This window comes from Pseudonocardia sp. EV170527-09, assembly GCF_008369905.1.
In the GTDB taxonomy this organism is placed as follows: domain Bacteria; phylum Actinomycetota; class Actinomycetes; order Mycobacteriales; family Pseudonocardiaceae; genus Pseudonocardia.
The window spans coordinates 115517-130777 of sequence record NZ_VRMC01000001.1 but is presented as its reverse complement, the minus strand read 5'-3'; the positions used below and the strand labels follow the sequence as shown (position 1 = coordinate 130777).

Here is a 15261-nt window from a genome sequence, read left to right as displayed (position 1 = left end):
ACCGACGCGGGCGCTGCCTCAGACGACCGGGGTGATCGCCCGCAGCGCCTCGGAGCCGCGCACCGCGGTGGTCAGGTCGGCCAGTGCCCGCCCGTGCGCCGCCGCGAGCTCCGCGGACTGCTCGGTGAGGGTGTTGCGGTCCAGGTAGCCGGAGTGGTCGAGGTAGAGCCCGGGGGAGAGGACCTGCACGGCGAAGAACCCGGCCAGCACCGAGCGCAGCCCGTCGACGGCGAGGAAGTGGTGCCCGCTCGCCCCGGTCAGCACGACCGCGGCCGCCTTGCCCTGGAGCGGGGCGGTCTTCTCGCCCCACTTGCCGCGCTCGGTGGCCTCCAGCAGCGCCCGCAGCGACGCCGTGTGCCCGGCCCGGTAGACCGGGCTGCCGAACACGACGGCGTCGGCGTCGGCGAAGGCCGTGGTGACCTCGGCGACGGGGGTCTGCGACAGCTCGATCAGCGCGGTGTCGGCCCCGGTGCCGGCGAGGATCCCGGCGACGGCGGCCGCCGTGCGCCCGCCCGGCTCCGGCCCGGCGACGACCCCGATGATGCGGCCCGCGCCACCGCTCATGACACCGCTCACGACACCACTCACGACGCGGCCCTCGGGGTCAGGGAGTAGGTGCCGCGGTGGAACAGCAGCGGCAACCGCTCCGGGTCCGCGCCGAGCGCGTCGACCCGGGCGGCGACGATCGTGTGGTCGCCACCGTCGTACTCGTTCCACAGGGTGCAGTCGACCCAGGCGCCGACGCCCTCCAGGACCGGCGAGCCGGACGGCGCCGCAGTCCAGGACACCCCGGCGAACTTGTCGACCCCGGAGCGGGCGAAGCCGGCGCTGTGGTGCTCGTGGTCGGCGGCCAGCACGTTCACGCAGAACCGGCCCACCTGGCGGATGCGCGGCCAGGTGGAGGACCCGCGCGAGGGCGCGAAGCTCACCAGCGGCGGGTCCAGCGACAGCGAGGCGAAGGACTGACAGGTGAACCCCATCGGCCCGTCCGGTCCGACCGCGGTGACGACGACGACGCCGGACGCGAACGCGCCCAGTGCGTCGCGCATGGCCTCCGGGGTCACCGAGGGGGTCACCGGGGCGGAGTGCGCGCCCACGGCCGGTCCGGTGGAGGAGCGGGACATGACTCGACTGTAGGCGCGCCGACCCGGCAGCGACAACGACCGCGGCCGGGGGTGGCACGCGCCACCCCCGGCCCGTCGTCGTGTCGCGCCACCCGCCGCGGAATCGATCCGGTAGAACTCCCCGTGCCGTGCATCCCGAACTCGTGGGGAGCCCCGGGGTGCCCGAGACGGCAACGGCCGGCGGAGCGATCGCTCCGCCGGCCGTCCTTCACCGGAGCCGGGTGGGGGGACGCCCGGCCGATCCGGCTCAGCTCGCGTAGGCGCGCAGCTTGTCGGCGCGCTCGCCGACCCGCAGCTTCGACATGACCTCGCGCTCGATCTGCCGCACCCGCTCGCGGGAGAGCTTGAAGGCGCGCCCGATCTGGTCGAGCGTGTGCGGCTGCCCGTCGTCGAGGCCGAACCGCATCCGGATGACCTTCTGCTCGCGGTCCTCCAGGGTGGCCAGCACCCGGCGGAGGTCGTCGTGCAGCAGGCTCGAGATCACGGTGTTCTCGGCGTCGGTCGCCTCGGCGTCCTCGATGAAGTCACCGAGCGGCGCCTCCTCCTCGGACCCGACCGGCATGTCCAGGCTCACCGGGTCGCGGGCGTGGTCGAGCAGGTCCTGGATCTTGTGCTCCGGGATGCCCGACTCGGCCGACAGCTCGGCCTCGGTGGGCTCGCGGCCCTGGCGCTGGTGCATGTCGCGCTTGATCCGGGCCAGCTTGTTGACCTGCTCCACCAGGTGCACGGGCAGCCGGATGGTGCGGGCCTGGTCGGCCATGCCACGGGTGATGGCCTGCCGGATCCACCAGGTCGCGTAGGTCGAGAACTTGAAGCCCTTGGTGTAGTCGAACTTCTCCACCGCGCGGATCAGGCCGAGGTTGCCCTCCTGGATCAGGTCCAGCAGCGGCATCCCGCGCCCGGTGTAGCGCTTGGCCAGGCTCACCACGAGGCGCAGGTTCGCCTCCAGGAGGTGGTTCTTGGCCAGCAGTCCGTCGCGGACGACCGCGCGCAGGTCGCGGCGGTACTGCGGGTCCAGCTCGTCGAGCGTGCCGTCGGCGGCGGCGGTGTCCAGCCGGTGCTGGGCGAACACGCCGGCCTCGATGCGCCGGGCCAGCTCGACCTCCTGCTCGGCGGTCAGCAGCGCGGTCTTGCCGATCCCGTTCAGGTAGACGCGCACCAGGTCCGCGGCGGGGCTCTGGGCGTCGAGATCTTCCGCCACGGCGGCCGCGGCACCGGGTACGGTGGTCTCCAGCGCGGTGCCTCCGTCGCCGTCGGTACGACGGCGGGAGCTGCGGGCGACCGGCGGGGCGGTCCGCTTCGTGTCGGACGACGACACGGTGGCGCGAGCGGGGGCCTCGGTCGTGAGGCGCGGGCCGGGTACGGCCGGAGCGGTCGTGGTCACCGTCATGTGCAATTCCTCCCCTGCGCGGGCTGCGGCGGGCGATTGATGGGCCTCGCCGCTTGCCCTGTACGGAGTCAACGCATCCGTTCCGGGGATCGTTCCCACGACGAGGCCCCGCAGGCCGGGAAAAGTGCCTGCGGGGCCGTGTCGTCGGTCACATGCAGTTGCGGTTCTCTCAGGGTCCTCTTAGTGAGCGACCGGTCCGTGCGGGCCGGTCAGGGTGCGGGCACCCGCGGGGTGTCCCGCGGGTCGGCCACCGCCCGGACACTGCTGCGCCGCCGCGACGCCTTGCCGGCGCCGGTGTTCTTCCGGCCCGGCACCGAGTGGCCGTACACGGTCTCCATCAGCACCGGCCAGTCGTGGCGCAGCGCGTCGCGGCCCATGAACAGGCCCAGGTGACCGGCGCTCGCCGTCCGGTAGGTGACGTCCGCGGCCGGGGTCCCGACCTTCTCCGCCGCGGCGAACAGCTGCGGAGCCGGGGTGATGTGGTCCGACGAGCCCGCCAGGAGCAGCAGCGGGCAGTCGATCGCCCCCATGTCGACGGTCCGGCCGTCGACGGTGAGCGTGCCCTTGATCAGCCGGTTCTTCCAGAACAGGTTCTCCACCAGCCACAGGTAGAACGCGCCGGGGATGTCCTGGGTGTACTTGAACCAGTCCTCGAACACCCGGTAGCGCTCGACGTGGGTGGGGTCGTCGATGTTCTCCAGCAGCTGCAGCTGGCGGGAGATCTCCGACTGCGGCTGGATCGAGATGAAGTTCGACAGCACCGCCGAGCCCGGCATGTTGCCGCCACCCGCGGCGACCAGCGCCTTGTACGGCGCCATCCCCATCGTGCCCGCCATCAGCCGGGTCGAGGCGGCGATCACCGACTCGCCGGCGTGGAAGTCGATCGGTGCCCCGGCCAGGGTCAGGGTGTTGACCCGGTCCGGGTGCAGCGCGGCGTAGATCGTCGCCAGCCAGCCGCCCTGGCAGTCGCCCACCAGGTTGGCCTTGCCGCCCATCCGCCGGATGGACCGGTCGATCACCGCGAGGTAGTCGGTGATCGTGACGTTCTTCGTCGCGGTCGTCGCGGGCCGCCAGTCCAGCGCGTAGACCTTCGTCAGGCCCGAGGCGCGGATCATGGCGATCTGGCTCTGCTGCGGCGAGTAGTCCACGACGGTCGAGGAGTGCCCGGCCTGGGGCGGCAGCACCAGGGTGGGGACCACGTCGTCGTCGCGGTGCTCGGCGGCGGTGAAGTCGCGCAACGACGCGAACGGCGTCGACAGCACCACCTCGTTGGCCAGGTGCCAGGTCGGCTCGCGCCGGTCGGCCATCGCCGAGATCCACAGCAGTCCGCGCCGCGCGGCGTCGCCGGGCCGGGCCATCCGCTGGACCGCGTCGATCCAGTAGGCGCCGGTGGCCCGACCGATCTCGGTCACGACCTTCGTCAGGTTCCGGGTGTTGTACGACACGAGGTACCGGAGGGGGTCCGGCCGGTCGTCGCTCCCGGTGGCCGCGGCCACCGGGGTCTCGGGAAGGGCACGTGGTCCGTGCTCCCCGGAGGGTGCGGACCGTCGGGTGATCGCCGTGCTCATGGGCCTCTCCCATCAACTCTGATGACCGGGGGCTAACCGGGTTACCGAACGGTAAAGCGCGTTCGGTATCTCAAGCAAGCGCTGACTACTCCGGAGTAGTGCTTGCTTCCCTTAGCGCAGGTGAGGGGTCTTACCCCTCTCAGGGGCTGCCTACCGGTGAGTACACGGTCACCATGTGTCCATCCCGTTGCGCGTCCCGACACCCGTGGGAGCCCGGGAACCCAGGCACGGAGACCGAACCGGCCGTCAGGAGTGACGAACAGTGACCACCCAGCCCCTGTCCCAGCCCGAGTCCGAGAACGGCAGCGCCGCCGCGTCGAACCAGGCGGCGGAGGTGCTGCGGCGGCAGGCGGCCGGCCTCGTCCGGGACCTGCGCGAGCTCGCCAGCCCCGAGGGCGTCGCGGCGAAGGTGGACCCGGTGGGCTTCGCCGGGGCCCTCGGCGAGGCCGCCCGCTCGCTCGCCACCCGCCCCGGCGCGCTGCTGCGCACCGGGCTCGGCTTCGGCGTCGACTCGGCCAAGGCGGTGACCGCCGCCGCCGCGCGCGCCGTCGGCGGGACGACCGCCGGCCCGGCGTCGCTGCCCGAGAAGGACAAGCGCTACGCCGACCCGGCCTGGGAGGGCAACGCCTGGTACTACCTGGCCCGTCAGGAGCACGCCCTGCTCGCCGACCGGCTGACCGAGCTGTCGCAGGCCGCCCGCGTCTCGCCGACGGCCCGCCGCAAGCTGGACTGGCTGGTCGGTCAGATCATCGAGGCGCTGGCCCCGCCGAACGCGATCGTCACCAACCCGGCCTGGCCGAAGAAGATCGTCGAGACCGGCGGGCTGAACATCGTGCGGGGCGCGCGCAACATGCTGCGCGACGCCGTGCAGAACCAGGGGATGCCGCGTCAGGTCACCCCCGGCGCCTTCCAGGTGGGCAAGGACCTCGCGGTCACCCCGGGGCACGTCGTGTTCCGCAACCGGCTGATCGAGCTCATCCAGTACGAGCCGCAGACCGCCAAGGTCCACGAGATCCCGCTGCTCATGAGCCCGCCGTGGATCAACAAGTACTACATCATGGATCTCGCGCCGCAGAAGTCGCTGGCGGAGTGGGCGGTGCAGCACGGCCACACCGTCTTCATGATCAGCTACCGCAACCCGGACTCGTCGCTGGCCGACGTGACGATGAGCGACTACCTGCAGGAGGGCCCGGTCGCGGCCATGGAGGTCGTCCGGGAGATCACCGGGCAGGACAAGGTCAACGTCGCCGGGCTCTGCCTGGGTGGCGCACTGTCCGCGGCGATGACGGCGTGGCTGGAGGCCAAGGGCGACCAGCACGTCAACTCGCTGACCCTGATGAACACGCTGCTCGACTACTCCGGCCCCGGCCAGCTGGGCGTGTTCACCGACGAGAAGACGGTGAACCGGCTCGAGCGGAACATGCGCAAGGACGGGTACCTGCCCGCCACCAGCATGAAGACGACCTTCGACCTGCTGCGGTCCACCGACCTGGTCTGGAACTACGTCGTCAACGACTGGATGCTCGGCGAGGACCCGAAGCCCTTCGACATGCTGACCTGGAACTCCGACTCCACCCGCATGCCGGCCGCGATGCAGACCGAGTACCTGCGGACGCTGTACCTGGAGAACCGCTTCGCCGAGGGCAAGCTGGAGCTGGCGGGGGAGCGGCTCGACGTGGCCGACATCCGGCCCGACAGCTACGTCGTCACCGCGGAGTCCGACCACATCGCGCCCTGGAAGTCGGTCTACACCGGGGCGTCGAAGATCGGGGGCACCGTGCGGTTCGTCCTGTCGAACTCCGGGCACATCGCCGGCGTGGTGAACCCGCCGTCGCCGAAGTCGCGGCACTGGTTCGGCGAGAGCGACGACCTCCCGGCCCGCGCCGAGGACTGGCGTGACGACGCCACCGAGCGCAAGGCCTCCTGGTGGGAGGACTGGACGCCGTGGATCGCCGAGCGTGCGGGCGCGCAGGTCGCGGCGCCGAAGAGGACCGGGTCCGACGTGCACCCGCCGCTGGAGCCCGCTCCCGGCCGTTACGTGCTGCGGGGCTGATCCGACACCCCGGCCCCGTCGCCGCCCTGATGATCACCGCTGGTCACCCGGGCGGCGCGGTGTCCACGATGGCCGGCGTTCGACGCCGTCCACCATGGACACTGCATCGGATGCGTGCACAACCGCCGTCCGGCGGGGAGAATGCGTCGCCATGGACCGCGTACGTTCTGTGCCCGCGCGCCGGCGACCGCCGCGCGGGTCCCTCCGGGCGGGGACGCCGTGAGCCGCGCGGGGGAGACCCGCGCCCGCGGCGGCCGCCGGACACCGAGCGCCGGGGGGACCACTGCCGACGAGCTGCGCGAGAACGGCCGCAGGGCCGCCGAGGACGCCTGGAGCGCGCAGGTGAACGCCCTGGGTGGGTTCATCCGGGCGCAGCGGCAGATGGCGAAGCTGTCGCTGCGGGAGATGGCGGCGATGACCCAGGTGTCCAACGCCTACCTCAGCCAGGTCGAGCGGGGGCTGCACCAGCCGTCGCTGAAGGTGCTGCGCTCGATCGCCGACGCGCTGCACCTCAACACCGACCAGATGCTCAGCCGGGCCGGCTGGGCGGTCGGCGACCCGGACACCGCGGGCGACGCCGCCCCGCCCGAGGAGGCCGCGGCCGCGTCCCCGCCGGGCGTCGAGGCGGCGATCGAGGCCGACGCACGGCTGTCCGACGAGCAGAAGGCGGCGCTGCTGGGTGTGTACCGGAGCTTCGTGCAGCGGGACTGAGCAGGCGTGCTTGACATACTTAACGGGCGTGCGTAGTTTTCTTGGCATGCCGGGGTGCTCGTCGAGCGCCCCGTCCGCACCCCAGACACGTCTCCCGGGAGGGAAGCACCGATGACCGCCTCCACCGAGCAGTTCGTCGACATCGCCAAGCGTGGCCAGGACCTGGTCACCGAGTCCGTCCGCGGGTGGACCGAGGCCGCGAGCGGCCTGGCCCGCCAGTTCGGCGCCGGAGACCGCCCGCAGCTGCCCGACGCGGGCGCCGCCGTCGAGCGCGTCTTCGACTTCTACGAGCAGGTGCTGGGCCACCAGCGCGAGTTCGCGCGGACCGTCGTCAGCGCCGGTACCTCGGTGTTCGACCAGGTCACCGAGCAGGCGACCAAGGCGGCCGAGGCCGTGACCGAGCACGCCGGGCGCAGCACCGAGGCCGTCGCGGAGAAGACCGCGCGCGCCACCCGCAGCACCACGAAGTGAGTCCCCGACCCGGGACTCCCCGAACGATGTCGACGGTCCCCGCCCGGTCACCCGGGCGGGGACCGTCGTCGTGTGACGGGACCGGGGTGTCCCTACCGGCGGGTGGGGGAGAGGCTGACCCCATGAGCCCCCGCACCCGGCCCCGACGGATCGCGATCGCGCTGCAGGGCGGGGGCAGCCACACCGCCTTCACCGCGGGCGTGCTCGCCCGGCTGCTGCGCTCACCGGCCCTCGGCACCGCCGACGACCCGGCCGAGATCGTCGCGGTGTCCGGCACCTCCGGCGGCGCGATCTGCGCGCTCGTGGCCTGGGACCGGCTGCGCGACGGACAGACCCCCGACCGGCGCGAGGCCGCCGCGGCCGCGCTGGAGGCGTTCTGGGCCGACAACGCCGCCCGCGGCCCGCTGGAGCGTCTCGCCAACCTCGGTCTGGTCACCGCAGGCGCCCTGCAGGGCCTCGGGCTCGTCCCGGCGGGCACCCCCTACCTGGTGCCCCGGCTGTTCGACGGCACCCGGCAGTTCCGCGACCTGGTCGCCCGGCACGTGGGGTTCGGGCCCGACGGCGCCGTCGCCCCGGACCCCGACCCCGCGCGGCCGTTGCTGCTGCTCGGCGCCGTCGACGTGCTGACCGGGGACTTCCGCGCCTTCTCCAGCCGCACCGACCCCATCACCGCCGACACCGTGCTCGCCTCGGCGGCCGTCCCGACCCTGTTCCGGGCCGTCCACACCGGCGGCGGCGTCTACTGGGACGGGCTGTTCTCACAGAACCCGCCCACCCACGACCTGCTCGACGCCGACCCCGACGAGCTGTGGGTCGTCCAGATCAACCCGTCACGGATCGACCGTGAGCCGCGCACCCCGGTCGAGATCGCCGACCGGCGCAACGCGCTGGCCGGCAACCTCTCGCTCCACCAGGAGCTCGGCTTCGTCGAGACCGTCGACCGGCTGCTCGCCGACGGCTCCCTCGGTCCGGACTCCGGCTACCGGCAGGTGACCGTGCGGGTGCTGGAGATGCCCGCGAGCACGATCCGGTCCCGGCTCCTCGGGTCGGCGTCGAAGATCGACCGCGACGTGGTGTTCCTGGAGCACCTCCAGCGCCGCGGCGCCGCGCAGGCCGAGCGCTTCCTCGGCGCCCTGGCCTTCGAACGCGCCGTGCGCGACCGCGACCCGGTCGCGCTGGCCGCGGCGGTCGCCCCGGACGCGGTGCTGACCTCGACCGCCCCGTTCCGGGAGCGCGACCCCGCCGGGGTGCCGCTGCTCGCGCACGTCGACGCGCTGCTCGACGGGGAGGTCACCGTCGACGCCACCCGCAAACAGGTCGCGGCCGAGACCGCCCGGTGGGCCGTGCGCGTGCACCGCGACACCGGGACCGCCGACGGGCTCGCCGAGGCCGACCTCGACGACGCGGGCCTGGTCACGGCGCTGCGGCTGGGCCCGCCGTCACCCTGAGGACGGTCAGAACGGGATCAGCGGCACCACGAGGACCCGGGCGAGCAGCACGACCACGAACACGATCAGGACCGACAGGTCCAGTCCGACCGCTCCCATCCGCACCGGCTGCACCCGGCGGCGGATCGGGGCGACGACCGGTTCGGTGAGCCCGTGGGTGATCCGCCGGGCGGTGTCGAGCACAGCGCCACCCCGCCCGGACCCGAGCACCTCGATCCAGTCCACGATGACCCGCGCGATCAGGACGAGCTGGAACAACCCCAGCAACCACGACAGCAGATACGCGACCATGCCCACATCGTCCCCTTTCCGGCTGAGAGTCCGGTGAGAGGACGCTGTGACGCGGTGACGAGACTGCGCCGACGAGAGCTGCGCCGACGAGAGCTGCGGTGACGAGCTCGGCGTTCAGACCTCGACGAGCACCGTGAACGGCCCGTCGTTGACCGACTCCACGGCCATCCGCGCCCCGAACTCGCCCGTCCCCACCGTCGCGCCGCGCCCGCGCAGCGCGGCCACCACGGCGTCGACGACCGGCTCGGCGTCCTGCGGGCGCGCGGCCGCCGACCAGGACGGCCGGCGGCCCTTCCGGGTCTCGCCGTACAGGGTGAACTGGCTGACGACCAGCAGCGGGGCGCCGGTGTCGGCGCAGGACAGCTCACCGCCCTCCGCCCCGGTGAGGATCCGCAGCTCGTGCAGCTTGCGGGCCATCGTGTCGACCTTCCGTGCGGTCGCGGCGGGGTCGGTGCCGACGTCGTCGACGTGCACACCGAGCAGCACCAGCAGCCCGGGCCCGATCTCCCCGGACACCCGCAGCGGTGTGCCGTCGGGCGCCTCGATCGTCACCGACGCCCGCCGCACCCGCGCGACGACGGCCCTCACCCGACCGGCCCCGACGGCGACGCGGCCGCGGTCCGCGCGGGCACCGGGTGCGGCCAGCCGTCCACCGGCTGCAGCAGCCCGTGCCGCACGAACTCGCGCACCGCGGGCAGGGTCGCCGCGACCAGGGCGTCGGTCGGCAGGTCGTGGGCGTAGGACAGCAGCGCCAGCAGCTCCGACAGCGGAAGCTCGCCGCGGCAGCCGGCCAGCAGCGCCGCGGCCGGGCCGTCCACGGGGTGCTCCCAGCCGGGGCCGCCCCAGCGGCGCACGGTGGTGGACAGCTCGGTCCAGCCGCCGTCGGGGTCGACCGACGACGCCGACTCCAGCACGGTCTCCGGGGCGAGCAGCAGCCGCGCGCCCAGCAGGTCCTCGTCGCGGGTGTGGGCGCGCAGCCAGTCGACCCGGTCCAGCCAGCCGGTCATCTCCCGGCCCAGTCCCTCGCCCAGCTCGCCGGGCAGGTCCTCGACCACGACGGTCGGCTCGGCCTCGGGGTCGGAGGTGCGGCGCAGCATCAGGAAGCCGAACCCGACCCCCTCCACCCGCTCGGCGGCCATCCAGTCCAGCCAGGCCCCGGCCTGCTCGCGCGCCGCCCGCGAGCTCGGGAACAGCCCGGCGTCGCGCTGCCAGGTGCCGACGTGCAGGCCCGGGTCGACGACCTCGCGCTGGAGCACCCAGGCGTCGACGCCGGTGGGCAGCCAGGAGCGCACCCGGTCCGGCCAGTCCTCGCCGCGCACGTGCAGCCACGATCCCAGCAGCTGCGCGACCCCGCCCGGGTTGAGCAGGCCGGGCAGCTCACCCAGCAGCGTGGCCAGCGCGGAGTCCCCGGCGGTGCCGGAGTCGCGGTAGACGTAGTCCACCCGCGGCGGGCCCAGCACGAAAGGCGGGTTGGACACCACCTGGTCGAAGCGCTCCCCGGCCACCGGGGCGAACCACGGACCCTCCCGCAGGTCGACCTCCACCCCGGACAGCCCCAGCGACAGCCGGGCCAGCGCCAGCGCCCGGGGCAGCACGTCGGTGGCGGTGACCCGCATCGCGTGCCGGGAGCCGTGCAGCGCCTGCACCCCGCAGCCGGTGCCCAGGTCGAGCAGGGTGCCGACCGGGCGGCGGACGGTCGCCGCGGCCAGCGTCAGCGACGCCCCGCCGACGCCGGTGACGTGCTCGCGGTCCTGCCGCGCGGCGGGGGTGTCGATGTCGGACACCACCCACCAGTCGGTGCCCGGCTCCCCGTCGGCGCCGGCGCCCTCGCCGTAGGGGCGCACGTCCAGCGCGGCCCGGATGCCGTCGGGGGTGCGACGCAGGATCCGACCCTCCAGCAGCGGGTCCAGGTCGCCCAGCGCCGCGGTCACCGCCGGCTCGGGCTCGGTGTCCTCGAGCAGGAACAGTCGCACCAGGGTGCCGAGCTCACCGCCGTCGCGGCTGGCACGGGCGGCGGGCTCCGGTTCGCCGCGGGTCAGCGCGTCGTGCGCGGAGCGGCCCAGCAGGGCGCGCACGCCGTCCGGGGTGTAGGCCGCGTCCAGCAGGCAGCCGCGGACGCGTTCGATGGCACCGGCGTCGAGATGGGGGAGCACCCCGCCATTGTCGCGTGCCATCCTGTGCGGCATGAGCGGGATCTGCATCGCCCAGGAACCGGAGGCCGACGCGCTGCTGGAACGCGAGCCCCTCGCGTTGCTGATCGGCATGCTGCTCGACCAGCAGATCCAGATGGAGGTCGCGTTCCGTGGCCCGCTGAAGCTCCACGAACGCCTCGGTGGGCTCGACGTGCGCGTCATCGCCGACCACGACCCCGAGGCCTTCGCGACGCTCGCCACCACCCCGCCCGCCATCCACCGCTACGGCGGCTCGATGGCCAAGCGGGTGCAGGAGATGTGCCGCGCGATCGTGGAGGACTGGGACGGGGACCCGGCCGCGATCTGGACCCGGCCCGGGGCCGACGGCGCCGCGCCCGACGGACGTGAGGTGCTGCGCAGGCTCAAGGCGCTGCCCGGCTACGGCGAGCAGAAGGCGAAGATCTTCCTCGCGATCCTCGGCAAGCAGTACGGGGTCACCCCGGACGGCTGGCGGGAGGCCGCCGGGGACTACGGCGCCGACGGCACCCGGCTCTCCGCGGCCGACGTCGTCGACGGGCAGACCCTCCTCGAGGTGCGCGACACGAAGAAGGCGATCAAGGCCGCGGCACGCGAGAAGAAGGCCGCTGCGGCGAAGTGATCCGCCGACAGGGCTAGCATCACAGGTGTGCACAAGGTTCCGGAGGCGCTCGCCGGCGCACGCGTGATCGACCCGGACCAGGTCTGCGACGCCGTCGCGGTGCTCGCCGACTCGGAGAAGGTGGCCGAGGCCGCGACCGTCCTGGACGTCCTGGGCGAGGCCAACCGTCTGTCGCTGCTGCTCGCGCTGCAGCACGCCGGGGACCTCTGCGTCTCCGACCTCGCCGTCGCCGTCGGGATGAGCGACTCGGCCGTCTCGCACGCGCTGCGCCTGCTGCGCGCACACGGCATGGTCACCGCCCACCGCGAGGGACGGCTGGTCCGTTACCGGCTGACCGACGGGCTCGCCCGCCGCGTGCTGGAGATCGTGTCGGCGGTCGCCGTCGCCCCGGGCTCGCTGCACGCGCACGGCGCCGACGACGGGGAGGCGTCGTGACCCCCGCGATGATCGAGCAGGTCCGCCCGCCGGTACCGGCCGAGAAGCTCGACCACGAGATCGCCCGGCTGCTCGACGCCCTCCAGTCGGTCTACGACGACGGCTGGTACCCCGAGCTCGAGGTCGTGCGCCCCTGGTCGACGCACAACCCGCGGATCTCCGGCGAGTTCGCCCGGCCGTGCGCGATCCGCCGCTACCTGCATCGGGAGCTGCGCGGCCTGCTCGCCGCCGGGGCCACCGTCACCGCCCGCGCCGCCCGACCGGCCCGGGCGTTCACCGACCCGGAGTTCTTCGCCGCGCTCGACGAGGACCGCTTCGACCTGCGTGTGAAGAAGCTGTTCCTGTTCGGCCCGGAACGCATGGCGCTCTCGCTCGACCGGCTCTCGCACTACACCGGCACCCCGGCCGAGTCCTTCCAGCGGCACGTGCTGTTCACCAACTACGCCATGCACGTCGAGTCGTTCCTGGAGCGCTTCCCCGACGCCGAGCGGCCCGACCGCGCCGGTGTCCAGATGCCCGCCTACCACCACCCGGGCGCCGACGGCGACGGCGTGACCCTGGTGAACATCGGCGTCGGCCCGGCCAACGCCAAGACCGTCACCGACCACCTCGCGGTGCTCCGCCCGGACACCATGATCATGATCGGGCACTGCGGCGGCCTGCGGAACCGCCAGGAGCTGGGCGACTTCGTGCTGGCCACGGCCTACCAGCGGGCCGACCACGTGCTCGACGAGGTGCTCCCGGCCGACGTGCCGGTCATCCCGAGCATCCGGCTCAACGGCTACCTGATGGACGCGCTCGGCGCGGCCGAGGCGACCTGGCGGCCGGGTGTCGTGCACACCACCGACAACCGCAACTGGGAGTTCAACCAGGCCGCGACGCTGCACCGGATGCGGCTGGCCCGGGCCGTCGCGGTGGACATGGAGTCCGCGACGATCGCCGCCAACGGGTTCCGCTACCGGATCCCGAACGCGACCCTGCTGTGCGTGTCGGACAAGCCGCTGCACGCCGAGCCCAAGCTGGCCGGCGGGGCGCGGGCGTTCTACGAGACGAGCAAGCGCAAGCACCTCGGGATCGCGCTCGACGCGCTCGACCGGGTCCGCGCCGAGCACCCCGACGGGCTGCCCGGCTCCGAGGTCCGCTCCGCCGACGAGCCGCTGCTCGGCAACGGGCCCGACGGGGCCTGAGCAGCCCCGCCGGCCCCGGCAGGGGCAGAGCGGCAGGGTCAGAGCGGCCGGGTGTACCCGGCCCGGTCGGGCTGGTAGCCGAACCGCGCCAGGAACGGGTGCGGCCCGTCCCCGGCGGTGTCCCCGGCCCGCGCGAGGACGGCGCCGCGGGCGCGCCCGTGCTCGTGCGCCCACTCCAGCAGCGCCGACCCGACCCCGCGCCGCCGCCACCCGACGGCGACCCGCAGCCCCTCGACCTGCAACCGGGTCGTGCCACGCAGGACGGGCCCGGGCAGGATCGTGAGCTGCACGGTCGCGACCACCCGGCCGTCGCCGGCGCGGGCGACCGCGAGGAACCGGCCGGGGTCGCGGTCCAGGGCGTCGAAGGCCTCCTCGTAGGGCGCCAGGTCCGGGTCGTCCGGGTCGTCCGGGTCGGCGGCGTCCCCGGCGCCCGACAGCAGCGCGACGACCGCGGGGACGTCGGCCCGGGTGGCCCGGTCGACGACGAGCCGGCCCCCGGCCAGCACGACGTCCGCACCCGCCGGGTGGGCCGAGGCCCGGACGCCGTCGACGACCCGGTCCAGCCAGGCGCCGACGTTCTCCCTGGCCTCGTCGGTGTCGGGGTAGCGGCAGCGCAGGTGCAGGCCCGCCTCGTCGAGGATGAACCAGACCATCACGCCGTCGGCGTCGCCCGCGGAGCTGACGTACTGCGCCTCCAGCCCGGCGTGGTCGATGCGCACCGGAAGCCGTCGCAGGTCCAGCCAGGAGATCGCGAACATGCCGGGGGCCTCGGGCATCCCGCCCCAGGGCGCCAGCACGTCGTCGAGCGGCCAGGACTCGAGCCGCACGGCCTCGCGGACGGCGTCGGCGCAGGCCCGGGGGTCCGGGTCGCGCGCGTCGATCACCGCGTTGGTGATGAACCAGCCGACCGAGCCGTGCCAGCGGTCGTCGTAGCGGCTGTGCACCGGGAACACCGCGCGCAGCGGGGCGTGCGCCAGCTCCCGGGTGGTGCGGGTCATGACCGAGGTGACCAACGCCAGCGTCGACACCCCGGATGCGCGAGCCCGGCGTTCGAACAGCGCGCAGTCGTCGACGCCGAGCACGTCGCGCACCTCCACGCGCTCCGGGGGAGCGGGGGTGAGCTCCCCGAGCGGCAGCGGGAAGCGGGGCATCACGTCGCCGCCCGCGGCCAGGATCTCCGCCCAGCGCTGCCGGACCTGGTCGGGTGCGGGCTCGCGGTCGGCCAGGGCTGCGGTGTGCTCGGCGAAGGGGCGCACGGTGCCGGCCGGCAGCGTCCCGCCCAGGCCCTGCACGAGGTCGCGCAGGATCACCAGCAGCGACCACATGTCCACGTGGGCGTGGTCGGCGGCCACGACGAGCGTCGGCCGGTCCGCGGTGAGGATCACACAGAGCCGGTGCGACGGCGCCGCGTAGGGGGTGCAGCGCTCGTCGAGCATCCGCCGGACGGCGTCGTCGACGGCCTGGCCGGACGCGATGGGGTGGGTGACCCAGCGGCCGGGACGCAGGTCCACCTCGTGCAGCCGGGGACCGGCCGGGCCGGGGGAGAACACCGTGCGCAGCGTCCCGTGCCGGCGCAGCACCGCCAGCCAGGCCTCGGCCAGCGCGTCGAGGTCGACCGCGGGCAGCCGGCAGGTGATCGCCATCCACGAGCCCGGCCGGTCCCCGCGGTCGACGTGGCGGCGCTGGTCGAACGAGACCGGAACCGGGTCGCCCCTGCGGCCGACGGTGACGTCATAGCCGAGCAGCGTCCCGTAGGGAAGGCGCAGGTGCGTCACGCTCGTCAGCCGCATGGC

At 73.9% G+C, this 15261-nt stretch carries 15 protein-coding genes; 7 read left to right on the top strand and 8 right to left on the bottom strand.

Translation table 11 applies throughout. The annotated features are described in order from the left end of the window. Window positions 1-18: 18 nt before the first annotated feature. The 4 genes from FVA95_RS00590 to FVA95_RS00575 form a co-directional block, all read right to left on the bottom strand. Window positions 19-576, bottom strand: a complete 558-nt coding sequence (locus FVA95_RS00590) for an NAD(P)H-dependent oxidoreductase (RefSeq protein WP_240051171.1) — start codon at window positions 574-576, stop codon at window positions 19-21. A gap of 8 nt (window positions 577-584) precedes the next feature. After that, window positions 585-1124: a flavin reductase family protein gene (locus tag FVA95_RS00585; protein ID WP_020627816.1), complete on the bottom strand. Its 540-nt coding sequence runs from the start codon at window positions 1122-1124 to the stop codon at window positions 585-587. Between the two features lie 247 nt (window positions 1125-1371). Then, window positions 1372-2520 (bottom strand): sigma-70 family RNA polymerase sigma factor, encoded by a 1149-nt coding sequence (locus tag FVA95_RS00580; protein WP_240051170.1) that lies wholly within the window; start codon window positions 2518-2520, stop codon window positions 1372-1374. Window positions 2521-2723: 203 nt separating this feature from the next. Then, complete coding sequence (locus tag FVA95_RS00575) at window positions 2724-4082, bottom strand: alpha/beta fold hydrolase (protein ID WP_149662427.1); 1359 nt, start codon at window positions 4080-4082, stop codon at window positions 2724-2726. Window positions 4083-4344: 262 nt separating this feature from the next. On the opposite strand from FVA95_RS00575, the gene FVA95_RS00570 reads away from it, so the two are divergent. The 4 genes from FVA95_RS00570 to FVA95_RS00555 all read left to right on the top strand — a co-directional run bounded on the left by FVA95_RS00570 (window position 4345) and on the right by FVA95_RS00555 (window position 8765). Then, window positions 4345-6135 (top strand): alpha/beta hydrolase, encoded by a 1791-nt coding sequence (locus FVA95_RS00570; RefSeq protein ID WP_149662426.1) that lies wholly within the window; start codon window positions 4345-4347, stop codon window positions 6133-6135. Between the two features lie 219 nt (window positions 6136-6354). Continuing rightward, on the top strand, window positions 6355-6846 hold the full coding sequence (locus FVA95_RS00565) for a helix-turn-helix domain-containing protein (protein ID WP_240051169.1): 492 nt from the start codon (window positions 6355-6357) through the stop codon (window positions 6844-6846). A 111-nt stretch (window positions 6847-6957) separates the two neighbouring features. Beyond that, entirely contained in the window at window positions 6958-7317 is a 360-nt protein-coding gene (locus FVA95_RS00560; RefSeq protein ID WP_060712454.1) for a hypothetical protein, read from the top strand. A gap of 122 nt (window positions 7318-7439) precedes the next feature. After that, on the top strand, window positions 7440-8765 hold the full coding sequence (locus FVA95_RS00555) for a patatin-like phospholipase family protein (RefSeq protein WP_161992149.1): 1326 nt from the start codon (window positions 7440-7442) through the stop codon (window positions 8763-8765). A gap of 6 nt (window positions 8766-8771) precedes the next feature. On the opposite strand, the gene FVA95_RS00550 is transcribed toward FVA95_RS00555, so the two are convergent. The 3 genes from FVA95_RS00550 to FVA95_RS00540 form a co-directional block, all read right to left on the bottom strand. Further along, the gene (locus tag FVA95_RS00550) at window positions 8772-9056 is read right to left on the bottom strand and encodes a YggT family protein (RefSeq protein WP_240051168.1); all 285 of its coding nucleotides are present in this window, start codon (window positions 9054-9056) and stop codon (window positions 8772-8774) included. Between the two features lie 114 nt (window positions 9057-9170). Next, complete coding sequence (dtd, locus tag FVA95_RS00545; protein WP_149662423.1) at window positions 9171-9644, bottom strand: D-aminoacyl-tRNA deacylase; 474 nt, start codon at window positions 9642-9644, stop codon at window positions 9171-9173. Beyond that, entirely contained in the window at window positions 9641-11230 is a 1590-nt protein-coding gene (locus tag FVA95_RS00540; RefSeq protein WP_149662422.1) for a methyltransferase, read from the bottom strand. The genes dtd and FVA95_RS00540 overlap by 4 nt, the downstream gene beginning before the upstream one ends. Window positions 11231-11240: 10 nt before the next feature. Here FVA95_RS00540 and FVA95_RS00535 point away from each other — a divergent pair, with 10 nt between their 5' ends. Genes FVA95_RS00535 through FVA95_RS00525 form a run of 3 tightly spaced genes read left to right on the top strand, consistent with a single transcriptional unit; the run spans window position 11241 to window position 13468 of the window. Next, a complete protein-coding gene (locus tag FVA95_RS00535; RefSeq protein WP_149662421.1) occupies window positions 11241-11846 on the top strand; it encodes an HhH-GPD-type base excision DNA repair protein in 606 nt (201 codons plus the stop codon). A 27-nt stretch (window positions 11847-11873) separates the two neighbouring features. Continuing rightward, entirely contained in the window at window positions 11874-12281 is a 408-nt protein-coding gene (locus FVA95_RS00530; RefSeq protein WP_149662420.1) for a helix-turn-helix transcriptional regulator, read from the top strand. Continuing rightward, window positions 12278-13468 (top strand): AMP nucleosidase, encoded by a 1191-nt coding sequence (locus tag FVA95_RS00525; protein ID WP_020622892.1) that lies wholly within the window; start codon window positions 12278-12280, stop codon window positions 13466-13468. The genes FVA95_RS00530 and FVA95_RS00525 overlap by 4 nt, the downstream gene beginning before the upstream one ends. A gap of 38 nt (window positions 13469-13506) precedes the next feature. Here the strand turns inward: FVA95_RS00525 and FVA95_RS00520 are convergent, their stop codons facing one another. Continuing rightward, on the bottom strand, window positions 13507-15258 hold the full coding sequence (locus tag FVA95_RS00520) for a GNAT family N-acetyltransferase (RefSeq protein ID WP_149662419.1): 1752 nt from the start codon (window positions 15256-15258) through the stop codon (window positions 13507-13509). Between the last annotated feature and the right edge of the window lie 3 nt (window positions 15259-15261).